Here is a 15,048-nt window from a genome sequence, read left to right on the forward strand (position 1 = left end):
AGTATGCAGCAAAGCAACGGTTGAAGAACTAGACGGGGGTGACCCGGGATGGAATTTGATCAGGGCCTTTACTCTGGGCAAAGGTTGTAGTGATGGCGGCAGGTCACCGCCGCCATCATGGTTCAGGCTAAACGAAGCAGAGCGTGAGTATTTCAGATATGTAGGCTGGCTTTTCAGATCCTTCGATTTCAAGAACCGCGCGGACCTTGAGCAGCCATTGCCCTGGGTTTTTTTCGTGGACATCAAGCAGGGTGGCGACCAGGCGCACCTTGGAATCGACCTTGACCGGCTGGATAAAGCGTACAGAATCAAAGCCGTAGTTGATGGCCATTTTCAGGCCTTCAGGTACCAGCATGATGCCGTCCATGAGCATCGGGATCAGCGACAGGGACAAGAAGCCGTGCGCAATGGTTGAGCCAAATGGGGTCTGCCTGGCTTTCTCTGGGTCGACGTGAATGAATTGATGGTCGCCGGTGCAGTCGGCGAACTGATTGATGCGTTGTTGATCAATAGTTAACCACTCGGAGCGACCCAGTTCTTTACCGATGGAGCTTTTCAACTCTTCAATTTTCACCTGCGGCATATTCCCTCCTTGGGGAGACGTTTTGTTCTTTTAGGTGTATTGCCTCAAGAACTTAGATCACCATGGCCCGGTTTCAGGGTCAAGCACCATGTTGCTTTTTGAATACTGGGTTATAGGCGAGCCCATAGGCAGCCTATAATGGTTAGGTTTGCTGGGCGCAATGCGCGCCTCGATCACCTGATGCGTGCGCGATGATATGCAGCCACGCCATTATCCTGCGGAGATTCACAATGCTGTTGCGCGGCCTTTCCTGGCTGGTGCTGTGTCAATTATTGGGCACGGCGCTGAATGTTTTATTTTTCCCGATTTTGCCGGGGCCGATTATCGGCATGATGCTGTTGTTTGTGTTTCTACTTGTTCGTGGCGAGGTCGATGCGCCGTTGCGCGAAGCCGCGAGCAGCCTGCTCAAATACCTCCCGCTGATCCTTGTGCCGCCCGCTGTGGGGGTGATGCCCTTTGCCACCGACATTGCCGCCGACTTCTGGGCGGTGGTCGGTGCGCTGGTGCTTTCATTGGTTCTTTCACTGGTCTTCGCCGGTTGGCTGATGCAAAAGCTGATCGAGCGCCAGGTACGTAAGCAGGGTGGCCTATGACCCTGGACTGGCTGGCGGCGTGGCAAGCAGTTACTCACCATCCGCTGTTTGGCGTGGGAATCACCCTGGGCGCCTATCAACTGGCAATGGTGGGTTATGAGAAGACGCGCTGGGTCTTTTTGCAGCCGGTATTGGTGTCGATGGTCATCGTTATCGCCGTGCTGCTGATCTGTGGTCTGAGCTACGCCGAGTACAAGCTCAGCGTTGAATCCATGACCCTGTTCCTTGGCCCGACCACTGTTGCCCTGGCCGTGCCCCTGTACCTTAACTTGCGCAGAATCCGCCAACTGTTCTGGCCAACAGTGACAACCTTATTGGTTGGTGGCCTTGTTGCCACCTGCCTAGGCATTGGCATTGCATGGTTATTCGGGGCTGAACCCTTGATGCTGATGAGTATCGCGCCCAAGTCGGTTACCTCGCCGATTGCCATGTTGGTGGCCGATCAAATTGGAGGCATTGCGGCACTGGCTGCGGTGTTTGTGATGCTGACCGGTGTTGTTGGCGCCATTCTCGGGCCTTCATTGCTGCGCATCTTTGGTGTGCATCATCATGCTGCGGTCGGGTTGGCGCTAGGCATCAGCGCGCATGCTGTCGGTACGTCACGAGCGATGCAGGAAAGCGAGGAGTGTGGAGCGTTTGCCGCACTGGCCATGAGTTTGATGGGTATGCTGACGGCTGTGCTGCTGCCGTTGGCTTTTGTTTTACTGAGGTGAGGAGTTTGTTGTGCCCCTGCCATTGTTTCCGTTGAATACGGTGTTGTTTCCTGGCTGTTTGCTGGATCTGCAAATTTTCGAAGCGCGCTACCTCGACATGGTCAGCCGCTGCATGAAGCAAGGCCAAGGCTTTGGCGTGGTGTGCATTCTTGAAGGCAATGAAGTCGGTGCCGCGGCAGCAGAGTTCTCGGCAGTAGGTTGTGAAGCCCTGGTTCGTGACTTCCAGCAGCAGCCCAATGGCTTGCTAGGTATTCGCGTACAGGGCGCACGCCGCTTTCGTGTTGAGCGGGCGCAGCTTTTGGCCGATCAACTGACCATGGCCGACATCACCTGGCTGGATGAGGCGCCTGAACAGCCATTGCTGGAAGAGCATGCCGACCTCAATGCCTTGCTCCATGCGTTGGCGGTGCATCCCATGGTCGAGGCGTTGGGCATGGAAGGCCAGGCGAATGGCCAAGCGGATCTGGCCAATCAGTTGGCTTACCTGTTACCGCTTGAGCCCGAGCAGAAAATTCAATTGCTGGGCATTGACCAGCCCTTGGAGCGCCTGGCGTTGCTGCAAGAAGTACTTGATCAATTGCAGGCCGAGCTTAACGCCTGACCTGCATTGTCCATGTCTGCTTAATAGCGATATTGCAGGGTATTGATTGATAGCTGCCAAATCGAGATGCCAGCCAACAACGCTGTGCAAGCTGGCACGATCAGCCACCAGGCTTTCATCGATAGCGGGGTGAGTGGGTGTTTGATTTGACTGATTGCCAGGCTGGCTGCACACAATGTGCTCGCCAACAGCGCGCCTCCAATGATGTCGGTCGGCCAGTGTGCGCCGAGGTACACCCGTGAGCAGGCGATCATCAGTGCTGGCAGGCAACTGACGATCGACCAGGTCAGGCGCAATCGTGCTGGCTGCCCACGTCCGGCGAGAACGCCAAGCACCAGGAAAAAAGCAAAGGCCGCCGAACTGTGCCCGCTGGGGAAGCTGAAGCTGCTCAGTGGCTCGGCCAGTACCTCAGGCCGCTGGCGAGCAAAGGTCAGCTTCAGCACGGTATTGCTAAGGGCTGTGCCCAGCAGGGTCATGGCGCTAAATAATGCCGAGCGCCACTGCTTGGCCGCGACTAACAACAGGCATAGCAACGCTGCGGCCGCGAACTGTGTGGTGAAGTCGCCCAGGTGGGTGATGCTTTGCGCCAGCATGTCGGCATGGCTACCGCGTTGTTCCTGGATCAGGGTCATCAAGCCGTTGTCCAGCTCGTCCAGATGGGGCCAGCCAATCATCATGGCAATGAGTGCTATCAGTCCTGAGCAGGCGGTTATGAGTCCGGCGTGGCGCTGGTCGCGCAGGTTGCTTTGCGCGGCGATCAGCACAAAAAGCCCAACACCCGCGGCGACTATGGCGGCTTCAGTCCAGAAACCTGGAGGCAAAGGCAAGCGCAGTGCCGCGCCGGTCGCCCAGCCGGGTAGCAAATAGGCGACTGACCAGCCGGCTGCGGCGAGCAGACTGACCAGGATAAATCGTGGCAGCGGCATGTTCAGCATTCCTGCGACCATCGGCAGCATCGGTCGCAGGGGGCCGATAAAACGCCCCACTAGCAGGCTGGCAATACCGTAGCGCTGGAAGTAGTTTTCAGCGTATTCGAGCCAGTGTTCACGCTGCCGCAAGCCAGGCAGGCGGCGGATGTCTTTGTGGAAAAAATGCCCCAGTGCGTAGGACAGCGCATCGCCCAGCAGTCCGCCGGCATAGGCCAATAACAAGGTTTCACCGAGACTCAGGACGCCGCTGCCTGCCATGGCCGCCACGGCAAAGAGTAAAAATGTGCCGGGCACTATCAAGCCCACGATTGCCAGGCACTCGGTCAGCGCGATCAGGAATACTGCAGCGGCCAGCCACTGCGGGTTGCTGGACAACCAGCCAGTCAAGGGATCAATCCATTGGTTCATCTGTGTGCGTCCTGGCGATCGAGTCTATAAAAATCATGGCCTTCAAGCTGCCCGCGCCGCAAAGGGTTGCGCGTGCAGTATTGTGCATAGTCTGCATCAACAAACCGATAGGGCAGTTGTTCATCGCGACCATGTGGAATGCCAAGGCGGGTGGTTTGAATAATCTGTTGGGGGGACTCGCCAATGTCCTCGAAAAAGAGCCGCTCCGGGTCGAAACGCTGTGCATCCCACTCGGGCACTTTCAAACCGAGCGATTTACATAGCAGGGTTTGTCCTGAACAGAGCTTTTCCCGCGCGCGCGGTTGGCCCTGGCTGTCCGGGTTGTTCCTTTGCATGCGTTCAAGGCTTGGAGCGCCAGAGCATTCGTCGAGCCAGGCGAAGCCGGACTTGATCAAAACCGCATTGCCCGGGCCCTGTGCGCTGAAATTAAGGGAGTCTCCACCGCGCGCGTAATACATGTAGATATGCCCACCATCGAGAAACAGGGCGCGACGTTTTTCTGTATAGCCAAGCGATGCGTGGCTGCCTTTTTCAGCACAGTAATAAGCTTCTGTCTCGATAATTCGTGCCGAAAGCCAAAGGGCTCCCTGGCGGTGGCGAATGACTTTGCCGAGAAGATCGCGGGCCAGTACACATGCGTCGCGATTGAAAAAAACATCGTTCAATGGCTGGCTTGCTGTACTTAAGGCGGGTTTGTCAGGCATGGGCTGTCGCTGCTTGGTCGTAGGGCATAGGCTGCTTGGATAATAACAAGACGAGCCTTAAGCATGTCTGAACGCGTTCTTCACAGCCACATAAGCCCGAGTGCGCATTTCACTGCGTACGTATGGTACCGGCGCGGCTTGTCTGATGCTGCATTTATCAGCACCTTTGGCCGTTTCTCCCACTCTGTTCTAAGGCCGGTGATGTGGGCGAGCAGGCGTTTTTTTGACCTGGATCTTGAAAACATGTTGCTGCTGCGTCATCTGCAAATTGATGCATGCCTGCACTGCGCTATTGAAAATCATGGGGTTCGCCAGGTGGTTGAAATCGCCTGCGGGCTTTCGCCTCGGGGGCGGCGTTTCACTCAGCGTTATCCGCAACTTCGCTACATGGAAGCCGATTTGCCGGATATGGCTGAGCGCAAGCGCCAGTTGCTGGCCAGGAACGGCTGGCTTGGCGACAGGCATCAGGTTACCGCTGTCGATGTGTTTGCCCAGCATGGCGTCAATAGCCTCGCCAGTGCTTTTGCCCAGCTAGATCGCGATGAGCCTGTCTTGGTGATTACCGAAGGGTTGGTCAACTATTTCCCGCGAAAACAGATCGAGTTGTTTTGGACGCGCCTAGCTGGTGAGCTAAGCGCTTTCAGTGCGGCAAGCTATATCACCGACTTGTATCCGGAGTTGCAGGCGCATCCGCGTTACCAACAAATTCGTTGGGGTGTTGATTTGGTGGGGAAACTGACCCGCGGCGAGTATTACCTGCACTACGCCGATGCCGAGGCAATTAGTTCAGGTTTCAAGGCCTGTGGCTTTGCTGCTGTCGAGGTTATTGATCCCAGCCTGCGCGCTACAGATTTGGGCCTGCCAATCGCGAAAGGGCCTGGCTTGGTGAGAGTCGTTCACGCCCATATGTAAGCCCCTGATAGGCGTAGGCGCGCCGGATGTAGTGGGCCAGTGCCTGGCTGGCTCGCGCGTCGGCGTGGGTGAAGATAAACGCTGCCCCCTGCGTAGACTGGTGAACCAGCAGAATACCTTGTGGCTCAAGTTCCTGGAGTAACAGCTGCCAGCCACGAACAGGCAATTGCTGGGTGTATTCAGTGCGCAGCAGTCCGCCGAAGAAGCCCAGCTCAACAATTTCCGCATGCCATTCGCGACCATCGATACTGCGCAGGCGAGCTTGAGCTTGTGGCGGTGGGGTACGTGCTTCCTGGCGACGTTCGAGTTGCAATAGTGAATGACTCTTGATGCGCCGGACGCCCGCACACTGCATGGGCAGCGTTCTGCCTTGCAGGAATGGCAGGTAAAGCTGGCTGCAGCTTGGGCGACGTTCCAGTTGTGCAAGGTGATCGGCGTTGTTGATGATTGCAAATTCTGCATCCGCACAGGCCGCGGCAAAATGCGCATGCTCCCAGGGCTGGGTGAAGTGGTCATATTCGCCAGCGATTATGAGCGTTGGGCACTTGGGGTGTGCGTCAAACCCTTGGAAGTCGAGCAGGCGCCGGCTGTTTTGTTGGTAGCGCTGGATTTCCGAGCCGGACAAGCGTTGCAACTGACGCAGCAAGGCTTTTTGAAAGGTCGGGGATATTCCTGTTTCTTCAATGCGCAAGGGGTTGATCAGGCCGCTGACGACGCCTTGTGCAAAGAGCTTGATATCGCCTTGCTCAAGTATGTGGAGGCTTTCCTCCAGTAATAGTCGTGCGCCAGGCCTACCGAATGCGGCAACGCCAGAAAGCAGCAAGCGGTAACATCTACCTGGGTGGCGACAGGCAAACAATGCTGCGAGTGCAGAACCATACGAAAGCCCTATTGGCATGACGGCGGGTAGATTCAATTCGCTGATAAAGCCTGCAATCAGGTCAGCCAGATCTTCCAGGCTCAACTCGCCGGCGGGCTGCAGGTTGCCGCCCTGGCCGGGCAGGTCGAGCAGGATCACGGGATGGTCGGCCAGCAATTCGCCGACTTCGTGACTGAAAGAGCGAAAGCTCTGGAAAGCGCCGCCTATGAACAGCACGGGCTGGCGCGAATCATGGCTATTGGTGGCGTATGCGAGGTACTGCAGGCGCCAGGGACCGATCATCAGCGTCTGGGGGCTGTTATTCAATTGCGTCGGGTTGTAGTCGGTTCTATAGCGCATGGCTCAATTGCTCCGACGGTGGTCCGCCTGTCTTTATTCTCGGTATTTAGCGCCTTGGCGTGGTCGCTAATGGGTTGCCAGGCGGATACAGCTGGGTGATGGCACGGGGTAAGTGTTTTTCTGTGTAGGTAGTTTTGAAAATAGACAGGTGCATTTCTTTTGGTTACCTATCCTTAGACCTGTCTGTCCAGCAGGGCGCTTTTATTGGCGAAATAACGGCTGCTGCAGTTGTTACTGTGGAAAAACCGTAACAAGCTGTTCGCCATCTGCCAGGCACCGCTGTGCGTGAGGGCTTGCGCTCGCTATAATCAGCCGCTTTCCTTGTTGCCTGGCTACCGAGACCATGACTGAGTCCGTGCTCGACTATATGACCCGCTTGGGCCGTGCTGCCCGTGAGGCTTCGCGCGTGATTGCGCGTGCCAGCACCGCCCAGAAGAACCGCGCCTTGCTGGCCGCCGCGTCGGCGCTGGATTGTGCGCGCGCCGAATTGACCGAAGCCAACGCCAAAGACCTCGCCGCAGGTCGTGAAAATGGCCTGGAACCGGCGATGCTCGATCGCCTGGCGCTGACGCCTGCGCGTATCGATGCAATGATCGAAGGCCTGCGCCAAGTGGCGACATTGCCCGATCCGATCGGTGCCATTCGGGATTTAAGCTACCGTCCGTCGGGTATTCAGGTTGGCAAGATGCGCGTGCCGCTTGGCGTGGTGGGCATCATTTACGAGTCGCGGCAAAATGTGACCATTGATGCCGCGAGCCTGTGCCTGAAATCCGGCAACGCGACTATCTTGCGTGGCGGCTCTGAGGCCATTCACTCCAATCGGGCGGTTGCAGCATGCATCCAGCGTGGCTTGGCCGCAGCCGATCTGCCTGCTGCCGTGGTGCAAGTGGTTGAAACCACTGACCGCGCAGCGGTCGGCGCGTTGATTACCATGCCCGAGTTTGTTGATGTGATCGTGCCGCGTGGCGGCAAGGGGCTGATCGAGCGGGTAAGCCGCGATGCGCGCGTACCGGTGATCAAGCACCTTGACGGCATTTGTCACGTCTACGTAGATGCACTGGCTGAATTGGCAAAAGCGCAGAAGATTGCCTTCAATGCCAAAACCTATCGTTATGGGATTTGCGGTGCAATGGAAACCCTGCTGGTCCATCAGTCGGTCGCGGCCGATTTCCTGCCGGCGATGGCGGCACAGTTCGCCGAGAAAGGTGTCGAGTTACGTGGCTGCGAGCGCACGCGCAACCTGATTGCGGCCAATCCTGCGACTGAGGAGGATTGGGCTACCGAGTATCTGGCGGCGCTTTTGTCGATTCGTATCGTTGATGATCTTGAGCAGGCTATCGAGCATATCAACCACTAGGGCTCGCACCACACCGACTCGATCGTGACTGAACATCAGGGCCATGCCCGGCGCTTCATGGCTGAGGTCGACTCCAGTTCAGTGATGCTCAATACACCAACCTGTTTCGCCGATGGCTTTGAGTATGGCCTTGGCGCGGAGATTGGCATCTCGACCGATAAGCTGCATGCTCGCGGCCCGGTGGGGCTTGAAGGCCTGACGTGCGAGAAGTACGTGGTGGTCGGTGACGGCCAGTTGCGCGGGCAGAATGCCTAAACGCATTGGCCTATTTGGCGGCACCTTTGACCCGGTGCACATTGGGCATTTGCGCGGCGCGGTAGAAGTCGCCGAGTTTATGGCCCTTGATCAGCTGCGCCTGATACCCAGCGCGCGGCCGCCGCACAGGGATACGCCGCTGGTTTCGGCCCATGACCGTCTGGCAATGGTCGAGTGTGCGGTGGCTGGTGTTGCACCGCTGGTGGTTGATGATCGCGAACTCAAGCGCGATAAGCCGTCCTATAGCATCGATACCCTGGAATCGCTGCGGGCTGAGTTGGCAGCGGATGATCAGCTGTATTTGTTACTGGGCTGGGATGCCTTTTGCGGGTTGCCAAGCTGGCACCGTTGGGATGAATTATTGCTGCATTGCCATATCCTGGTATTGCAGCGTCCCGATGCTGACAGCGAAGCCCCAGAGGCACTGCGCGATTTGTTAGCGGCGCGCAGTGTCAGCGATCCACATGCGATGACCGGTGCATGTGGGCAGATTTCCTTTGTGTGGCAAACGCCGATGGCGGTGTCTGCCACGCAAATTCGCGGGCTGTTGCTCGACGGAAAATCGGTACGTTACTTGGTGCCAGATAAGGTACTGACTTACATCCAAGCGCACGGGCTGTACCGTGCAGCGAACTGAGAGCCTGCAGACAAAGGCTATGCGAGATTGAAACAGCCAGGCAATCATCGACTGATGATGCGGGGCGTCGATCGATAGTGAGTTTAGCAATACGCGTCTGCAAGTTCTGACATATGAGGCAACGAGTTACCTATGAAGAATCAAATCATGCCGAGCGAAGACCTGGTCAAACTGGCCATCGCGGCTCTGGAAGACATCAAGGCCCAGGACATCACCACCATTGATGTGCGCGAAAAGACCAGCATCACCGACTTCATGGTGATCGCCAGCGGTACCTCCAGCCGTCACGTCAAGTCACTGGTCGACAATGTTCTGGAGAAAGTAAAGGAGCAGGGTGTTCGTCCAATCGGCAGCGAAGGCCTGGATACCGGCGAGTGGGCGCTGCTTGACCTTGGCGATATCGTGGTCCATGTCATGCTGCCGACCACGCGCCAGTTCTATGACCTCGAGCGCCTGTGGCAGGGCGCCGAGCAGAGCCGTGCACAGCACGCGCCAGAGCAAGGTTCTGAAGCAGAGTAAGGACGCCTGGCTGTGCGTATCAAATTGATTGCCGTCGGATCAAAAATGCCGCGCTGGGTCGAGGATGGCTGGCAGGAGTATGCCAAGCGCATGCCTTCTGAGCTGGCGCTGGAGCTCATTGAGATCCCGCTGACAACGCGAAGCAAAAATGCCGATGTTGCCCGTATGATTCGCCAGGAAGGCGAAGCCATGCTGGCCAAGGTTCAGCCCGGTGAACGGATTGTGACCCTGGAGGTCGAAGGACGGCCATGGAGCACCGAGCAGTTGGCCGTCGAGCTGGATAAATGGCGGCTTGATTCGCGAACAGTCAATCTGATGGTCGGTGGCCCCGAAGGGCTTGCGCCTGAAGTTCAGGCGCGTAGCGAGCAACGCTGGTCGTTGTCGCCACTGACCTTGCCGCATCCGCTGGTTCGCATCCTCATCGGCGAGCAGGTTTATCGCGCCTGGACAGTGTTGTCCGGCCATCCCTACCATAAGTAGCCACAGTCCCGATGCCGCAGCCGATTCGCCTAAAAGACCACGAAAAAGACGCACGACTGATTCGTGGGCGCGCGATTGTCGGCGCCATTGTGGTTTTCCTATTGATTGGGGTGTTGGTCAGCCGCCTTTATTATCTGCAGGTGGTGCAATACGAGTACCACTCGACACTGTCTGAGAACAATCGCGTTCATGTTCAGCCTATTCCGCCGAATCGTGGGCTTATCTATGATCGAAATGGAGTGATCGTCGCTGATAACAGGCCAAGTTTCAGTTTAACGCTGACCCGTGAGCGGGCCGGCGACTGGGAGAAGGTGCTGGATGTTATCGTCGAAGTGCTGGGGCTGCCCGAAGAAGATCGCCAGTTGTTCGAGAAACGCGTGCGCCAGGGGCGTAGACCCTTTGAGCCGGTGCCGGTGTTGTTTGAACTGAGCGAAGAGCAAATCGCCAAGGTCGCGATCAATCAGTTCCGCCTGCCAGGCGTTGAAGTGACCGCGCAGTTGGTCCGGCATTACCCGCTTGGCGAGCACTTTGCTCACTCGGTGGGCTATGTCGGGCGTATCAACGAAGCGGAACTGAAAAAACTCGACCCTGTTGAGTACAGCGGTTCTCACCACATAGGTAAAACCGGTGTGGAGCGCTTTTATGAATCGCAGCTGCATGGCAAGGTGGGTTACGAAGAGGTCGAGACCAACGCTCGTGGTCGTGTCTTGCGAGTGTTTAATCGTACCGATCCGCAACCGGGTAAGGACCTGGTCCTGACCATAGATACCAAGCTTCAGGAGGCTGCCGAAAAGGCGCTAGGTGGCCGTCGCGGGGCGATTGTTGCGATTCAGGTCAAGACTGGGGAAGTGTTGGCCATGGTCAGCCAGCCGAGTTTCGACCCGAATCCCTTTGTCACCGGCATCAGCTTCAAGGCCTACGCCGAATTGCGCGACTCTATTGACCAGCCCCTGTTCAACCGGGTCTTGCGCGGCCTGTATCCGCCAGGTTCCACGGTCAAGCCCATGATGGCGATTGCCGGTCTTGATGCCGGGGTTATCACGCCGAGCTCCAGAGTGTTTGACCCGGGGTTTTACCAGTTGCCTAACAACACGCATAAATATCGCAACTGGAACCGCTATGGGGATGGATCGGTCAACCTCGAGACTGCGTTGATGCGTTCCAATGACACCTATTTCTATGATTTGGCGCATAAGTTGGGCATTGATCGCATGCATGACTACATGACCAAGTTTGGTCTTGGCCAACGTGTTTCCCTGGATATGTTCGAGGAAACTGCGGGGCTGATGCCATCGCGCGAGTGGAAACGTGGGCGTTACCGCCAGGCCTGGTATCCGGGGGAAACCTTGATTCTCGGTATTGGTCAGGGCTACATGCAGACCACTCCGCTGCAGCTGGCGCAGGCCACGACCTTGGTGGCTAACCACGGCAAATGGATTCGTCCGCACCTGGCCAAGACCATCGGCGGGGTAAAGCCGGTGGACGAGAATCCTGTACCGGACATCGTGTTGAAAGATCCAAAATACTGGGATTACGCACGAAACGGCATGGAAATGGTGATGCATGGCGCCCGTGGTACTGCGCGCAAGGTGGGCAACTCGGCGGCTTATCGAATTGCCGGTAAAAGTGGTACTGCCCAGGTTGTAGCGATCAAGCAAGGCGAGCGTTATGACCGCAGCAAGGTTCGTGAACGCCACCGCGACCATGCCTTGTTCGTTGGCTTTGCGCCGGCTGAAAACCCTGAGATTGCCGTCTCGGTGCTGGTTGAGAATGGAGAGTCGGGATCGGGCGTTGCAGCGCCAGTGCTTAAGGCGGTCATGGATGCCTGGTTGCTGGATGAAAACGGCGTGCTCAAGCCCGAGTATGCTCCACCTGCTAATGAACAGGCGCAGGAACAATGAGCAATAGCTTTGACCGTACCCTGTCCAACGAAGATGTGATGCGTCGCAGGGCAAGCCTGCTCCAGCGTTTGCATATCGACGGTATCTTATTGCTACTGCTGCTGACCTTGGCCGCAGGTAGCCTGTTTGTCTTGTATTCGGCAAGTGGCAAAGATGTCGACCTGCTGATGAAACAGGCCAGCTCCTTCGGCATTGGCCTGGTTGGCATGATCATCATTGCCCAGTTTGAGCCGCGATTCATGGCGCGCTGGGTGCCGCTGGCTTACGTCGGCGGTGTTGCGCTGCTGGTGGCCGTCGATGTCATGGGGCACAACGCAATGGGGGCGACGCGCTGGATCAATATTCCGGGGGTGATTCGCTTCCAGCCGTCGGAGTTCATGAAGATCATCATGCCGGCCACCATTGCCTGGTACCTCTCGAAACGGACCCTGCCGCCGCGCTTGAAACATATTGTCGTGAGTCTGGCGCTGATTGGCGTGCCCGTGAGCCTTATCCTTGTGCAGCCAGATCTGGGTACGGCGCTGTTGGTGATCACTTCCGGTGCCTTTGTCTTGTTCATGGCGGGTTTGCAGTGGCGCTGGATCATCGGCGCGGCAGCGGCCCTGGTTCCTGTTGCGGTGGGCATGTGGTTTTTTGTCCTGCACCAGTACCAGAAGCAACGGGTGTTGACCTTTCTCAGCCCCGAGACCGATCCGCTGGGCAGTGGCTGGAATATTATCCAGTCCAAGGCTGCAATTGGTTCCGGGGGCGTGTTGGGCAAGGGTTGGTTGTTGGGCACCCAGTCGCACCTGGACTTTCTACCGGAAAGCCACACGGACTTTATCATTGCGGTCCTGGCTGAAGAGTTTGGTCTGGTTGGCGTATGTATATTGCTGTTCGTGTATCTGTTGTTGATCAGTCGTGGGCTGGTGATAACCGTGCAAGCACAGACGCTGTTCGGTAAGCTCATGGCCGGGTCGCTCACGATGACGTTTTTCGTCTACGTGTTCGTCAATATCGGCATGGTCAGTGGTTTTCTGCCTGTCGTTGGGGTTCCCCTGCCATTCATTAGCTATGGCGGAACTTCGCTGATCACGTTGTTGTCAGGGTTTGGGGTTTTGATGTCGATTCACACACACCGTAAGTGGATCGCTCAGGTTTAATTGGGGTTAGGAATTCAATGCAAATACTGCGTGGCTGGGCCGTACGACAAGCACACTGGTTAGGACTTGCCACTGCGCTCGGCTGGGTTCAGCAAGCGGGCGCAGGTGATTATTCGCAATCACCTGAAGTCGCTTCATTTATCACCGAAATGACCCGTGACTACGGTTTTGCCGAGGAGCAGCTAGTCAGCTTGTTCGGTGAAGTTGAGCGCAAGCAGTCGATTATCAACGCTATTTCGCGGCCTGCTGAGCGCGTCAAGCCATGGAAGGACTATCGCCCGATCTTCATCACCGATTCGCGTATTGCCCGCGGCGTCGATTTTTGGCGTCAGCATGAGGCCGCCTTGGCGCGTGCCGAGAAAGAATACGGCGTTCCGGCCCAGTACATAGTTGCAATCATCGGCGTGGAAACCTTCTACGGCGGCAATACGGGCAGTTACCGGGTTCTGGATGCATTGTCGACGCTGGCGTTCGACTACCCGCCGCGTGCGCCATTTTTCCGCAAGGAATTGCGTGAGTTCCTGATGTTGTCGCGCGAGGAGCAGGTCGATCCAATTACCCTTAAAGGCTCGTATGCAGGCGCGATGGGGCTGCCACAATTTATGCCGAGCAGCTTCCGCGCCTATGCCGTGGACTTTGATGGTGATGGTCATATCAATATCTGGAGCGACCCGGATGATGCGATCGGCAGCGTTGCCAGCTATTTCAAGCGTCATGGCTGGTTGCCGGGCGAGCCGACGGTCAGTCGCGCCAGTGTTTCCGGGGATAAGGTTGATCAAGGTTTGACCGAAGGCCTTGATCCGGTGAAAAATATCAATCAGCTAAAAGAGCTTGGCTGGACTACCACCGATAAGCTTGATGGCGAGATGCCTGTAACGGCTTTTCGTCTTGAGGGTGTCGATGGCGACGAGTATTGGTTAGGCTTACCCAACTTTTACGTGATCACGCGCTACAACCGCAGCAGCATGTACGCGATGGCGGTCACTCAACTGGCCCAATTGATAGTCGAAGCACGGGGAACCCATTGATGTCGAGCCTGCCACTCAGACTCATTACGCTTGGCGCTATCACCTTGGCGCTGGCAAGTTGCTCGTCTAAACAGCCCGTGGTCAAGCCAGTCGCCACGCAGCCCACAGGCATTAGTGGCCCTGGTAATTTTGCGCGCCCGCATCGGGACGGCGCGCCTTGGTGGGATGTCGATGTATCGCTGATTCGCGACGCAGTGCCGACACCGCACACGGGGCCTTACAAGGCCAGCCCTTATACCGTATTGGGCACCAAGTATTTCCCCATCCAGGACGGCAGTTCTTACCGTGCCACGGGCCTGGCAACCTGGTATGGCACAAAATTCCATGGGCAGGCCACTGCCAACGGCGAGACCTACGATCTCTATGGCATGACGGCCGCGCACAAGACCTTGCCGCTGCCAAGCTATGTCAAGGTGACTAACCTGGAAAATGGCAAGACCGCCATTCTGCGGGTCAATGACCGGGGCCCGTTCTACTCCGACCGGATTATCGACCTGTCCTTTGCCGCTGCGAAAAAGCTGGGATATGCCGAGAAAGGCACGGCCCGCGTCAAGGTGGAAGGCATCGATCCTAAACAATGGTGGGCAAAACAGGGCAAGACTGCGCCAATGGTCTTGGCCGAACCCAAGTCAGTTGCGCCAGCAAAAACGCAAATGCAGGCCATGGCCGAGCCGATCGAGCAGTATGTACCGCCCGTAAGCCAGCATGCTGCGCCCGTATTGCCAGTTCAGGTCGACTCAAAAAAAAACGATTCACTCGCAGCCTCTGGCCTGTATCTCCAAGTGGGAGCCTTCGCCAATCCGGACGCTGCGGAGCTTCTCAAGGACAAGCTGAGCGGGACAGTCACTGCCCCGGTGTTCATCAGCTCAGTGGTGCAGAACCAGCGGACCCTGCATCGCGTTCGCGTCGGTCCGATCAGCAATCAGGGCGAGGCTGAGCAATTGCAGGAAAGTGTGCGTCTGGCCAACCTGGGTAAACCCACTGTGGTCAAGGCCAACTGAATTGGCGGCTCCAGTCAGCCAGTAAGCAGGCAGCAAGCTGTCGCGGCACCCAAGTGTTGCGACGGT

The 15,048-nt window shown here is 56.9% G+C and carries 15 protein-coding genes and 1 pseudogene; 12 read left to right on the plus strand and 4 right to left on the minus strand.

Annotation, left to right across the window (positions count from 1 at the left end; translation table 11 throughout):
* Positions 1-127 precede the first annotated feature (127 nt).
* A complete protein-coding gene (locus PSES9_RS0111960) occupies positions 128-583 on the minus strand; it encodes a MaoC family dehydratase (RefSeq protein WP_010487217.1) in 456 nt (151 codons plus the stop codon).
* A 230-nt stretch (positions 584-813) separates the two neighbouring features.
* Between PSES9_RS0111960 and PSES9_RS0111965 the strand changes: the two genes are divergently transcribed.
* Genes PSES9_RS0111965 through PSES9_RS0111975 form a run of 3 tightly spaced genes read left to right on the plus strand, consistent with a single transcriptional unit; the run spans position 814 to position 2,490 of the window.
* Positions 814-1,176 (plus strand): CidA/LrgA family protein, encoded by a 363-nt coding sequence (locus PSES9_RS0111965; RefSeq protein WP_010487219.1) that lies wholly within the window; start codon positions 814-816, stop codon positions 1,174-1,176.
* Positions 1,173-1,889: an LrgB family protein gene (locus PSES9_RS0111970; RefSeq protein WP_010487221.1), complete on the plus strand. Its 717-nt coding sequence runs from the start codon at positions 1,173-1,175 to the stop codon at positions 1,887-1,889. The genes PSES9_RS0111965 and PSES9_RS0111970 overlap by 4 nt, the downstream gene beginning before the upstream one ends.
* A gap of 10 nt (positions 1,890-1,899) precedes the next feature.
* Positions 1,900-2,490, plus strand: coding sequence for an LON peptidase substrate-binding domain-containing protein (locus PSES9_RS0111975; protein WP_010487222.1), 591 nt, complete (start codon positions 1,900-1,902; stop codon positions 2,488-2,490).
* A 20-nt stretch (positions 2,491-2,510) separates the two neighbouring features.
* Here PSES9_RS0111975 and PSES9_RS0111980 read toward each other — a convergent pair whose 3' ends face one another.
* The gene (locus PSES9_RS0111980; protein WP_010487224.1) at positions 2,511-3,827 is read right to left on the minus strand and encodes a bifunctional DedA family/phosphatase PAP2 family protein; all 1,317 of its coding nucleotides are present in this window, start codon (positions 3,825-3,827) and stop codon (positions 2,511-2,513) included.
* On the minus strand, positions 3,824-4,531 hold the full coding sequence (locus PSES9_RS0111985; protein ID WP_010487226.1) for a DNA-3-methyladenine glycosylase: 708 nt from the start codon (positions 4,529-4,531) through the stop codon (positions 3,824-3,826). The genes PSES9_RS0111980 and PSES9_RS0111985 overlap by 4 nt, the downstream gene beginning before the upstream one ends.
* Before the next feature lie 63 nt (positions 4,532-4,594).
* Here PSES9_RS0111985 and PSES9_RS0111990 point away from each other — a divergent pair, with 63 nt between their 5' ends.
* Positions 4,595-5,443, plus strand: coding sequence for a class I SAM-dependent methyltransferase (locus PSES9_RS0111990; RefSeq protein WP_029529520.1), 849 nt, complete (start codon positions 4,595-4,597; stop codon positions 5,441-5,443).
* Here PSES9_RS0111990 and PSES9_RS0111995 read toward each other — a convergent pair.
* Complete coding sequence (locus PSES9_RS0111995; RefSeq protein ID WP_010487230.1) at positions 5,376-6,662, minus strand: alpha/beta fold hydrolase; 1,287 nt, start codon at positions 6,660-6,662, stop codon at positions 5,376-5,378. The two genes, PSES9_RS0111990 and PSES9_RS0111995, sit on opposite strands and share 68 nt — an antisense overlap.
* Before the next feature lie 343 nt (positions 6,663-7,005).
* On the opposite strand from PSES9_RS0111995, the pseudogene PSES9_RS23460 reads away from it, so the two are divergent.
* The 8 genes and pseudogenes from PSES9_RS23460 to PSES9_RS0112035 all read left to right on the plus strand — a co-directional run bounded on the left by PSES9_RS23460 (position 7,006) and on the right by PSES9_RS0112035 (position 14,982).
* Positions 7,006-8,274, plus strand: a pseudogene (locus PSES9_RS23460) (glutamate-5-semialdehyde dehydrogenase).
* Positions 8,267-8,911 (plus strand): nicotinate-nucleotide adenylyltransferase, encoded by a 645-nt coding sequence (gene nadD / locus PSES9_RS0112005; protein WP_010487234.1) that lies wholly within the window; start codon positions 8,267-8,269, stop codon positions 8,909-8,911. The pseudogene PSES9_RS23460 and the gene nadD overlap by 8 nt, the downstream one beginning before the upstream one ends.
* Positions 8,912-9,058: 147 nt before the next feature.
* Positions 9,059-9,430, plus strand: a complete 372-nt coding sequence (rsfS, locus tag PSES9_RS0112010) for a ribosome silencing factor (RefSeq protein ID WP_029529522.1) — start codon at positions 9,059-9,061, stop codon at positions 9,428-9,430.
* A gap of 12 nt (positions 9,431-9,442) precedes the next feature.
* Entirely contained in the window at positions 9,443-9,910 is a 468-nt protein-coding gene (gene rlmH / locus PSES9_RS0112015; RefSeq protein WP_010487239.1) for a 23S rRNA (pseudouridine(1915)-N(3))-methyltransferase RlmH, read from the plus strand.
* Between the two features lie 11 nt (positions 9,911-9,921).
* Complete coding sequence (gene mrdA, locus PSES9_RS0112020) at positions 9,922-11,811, plus strand: penicillin-binding protein 2 (protein WP_010487241.1); 1,890 nt, start codon at positions 9,922-9,924, stop codon at positions 11,809-11,811.
* A 38-nt stretch (positions 11,812-11,849) separates the two neighbouring features.
* The gene (gene rodA / locus PSES9_RS0112025; RefSeq protein WP_177313045.1) at positions 11,850-12,953 is read left to right on the plus strand and encodes a rod shape-determining protein RodA; all 1,104 of its coding nucleotides are present in this window, start codon (positions 11,850-11,852) and stop codon (positions 12,951-12,953) included.
* A 17-nt stretch (positions 12,954-12,970) separates the two neighbouring features.
* Positions 12,971-13,981: a lytic murein transglycosylase B gene (gene mltB, locus PSES9_RS0112030; RefSeq protein WP_010487245.1), complete on the plus strand. Its 1,011-nt coding sequence runs from the start codon at positions 12,971-12,973 to the stop codon at positions 13,979-13,981.
* Positions 13,981-14,982: a septal ring lytic transglycosylase RlpA family protein gene (locus PSES9_RS0112035; protein WP_010487246.1), complete on the plus strand. Its 1,002-nt coding sequence runs from the start codon at positions 13,981-13,983 to the stop codon at positions 14,980-14,982. Before mltB ends, PSES9_RS0112035 begins: the two co-directional genes overlap by 1 nt.
* The last annotated feature ends 66 nt before the right edge of the window (positions 14,983-15,048 follow it).

This window comes from Pseudomonas sp. S9, from assembly GCF_000222125.1.
GTDB lineage: Bacteria > Pseudomonadota > Gammaproteobacteria > Pseudomonadales > Pseudomonadaceae > Aquipseudomonas > Aquipseudomonas segetis.

Excerpts from the sequence above, each read along its gene's own strand:
- PSES9_RS0111960 (WP_010487217.1), bottom strand. The coding sequence starts at position 583 with ATGCCGCAGGTGAAAATTGAAGAGTTGAAAAGCTCCATCGGTAAAGAA.
- PSES9_RS0111965 (WP_010487219.1), top strand. The coding sequence starts at position 814 with ATGCTGTTGCGCGGCCTTTCCTGGCTGGTGCTGTGTCAATTATTGGGC.
- PSES9_RS0111970 (WP_010487221.1), top strand. The coding sequence starts at position 1,173 with ATGACCCTGGACTGGCTGGCGGCGTGGCAAGCAGTTACTCACCATCCG.
- PSES9_RS0111980 (WP_010487224.1), bottom strand. The coding sequence starts at position 3,827 with ATGAACCAATGGATTGATCCCTTGACTGGCTGGTTGTCCAGCAACCCG.
- PSES9_RS0111985 (WP_010487226.1), bottom strand. The coding sequence starts at position 4,531 with ATGCCTGACAAACCCGCCTTAAGTACAGCAAGCCAGCCATTGAACGAT.
- PSES9_RS0111990 (WP_029529520.1), top strand. The coding sequence starts at position 4,595 with ATGTCTGAACGCGTTCTTCACAGCCACATAAGCCCGAGTGCGCATTTC.
- PSES9_RS0111995 (WP_010487230.1), bottom strand. The coding sequence starts at position 6,662 with ATGCGCTATAGAACCGACTACAACCCGACGCAATTGAATAACAGCCCC.
- nadD (WP_010487234.1), top strand. The coding sequence starts at position 8,267 with ATGCCTAAACGCATTGGCCTATTTGGCGGCACCTTTGACCCGGTGCAC.
- rsfS (WP_029529522.1), top strand. The coding sequence starts at position 9,059 with ATGCCGAGCGAAGACCTGGTCAAACTGGCCATCGCGGCTCTGGAAGAC.
- mrdA (WP_010487241.1), top strand. The coding sequence starts at position 9,922 with ATGCCGCAGCCGATTCGCCTAAAAGACCACGAAAAAGACGCACGACTG.
- rodA (WP_177313045.1), top strand. The coding sequence starts at position 11,850 with ATGCGTCGCAGGGCAAGCCTGCTCCAGCGTTTGCATATCGACGGTATC.
- mltB (WP_010487245.1), top strand. The coding sequence starts at position 12,971 with ATGCAAATACTGCGTGGCTGGGCCGTACGACAAGCACACTGGTTAGGA.
- PSES9_RS0112035 (WP_010487246.1), top strand. The coding sequence starts at position 13,981 with ATGTCGAGCCTGCCACTCAGACTCATTACGCTTGGCGCTATCACCTTG.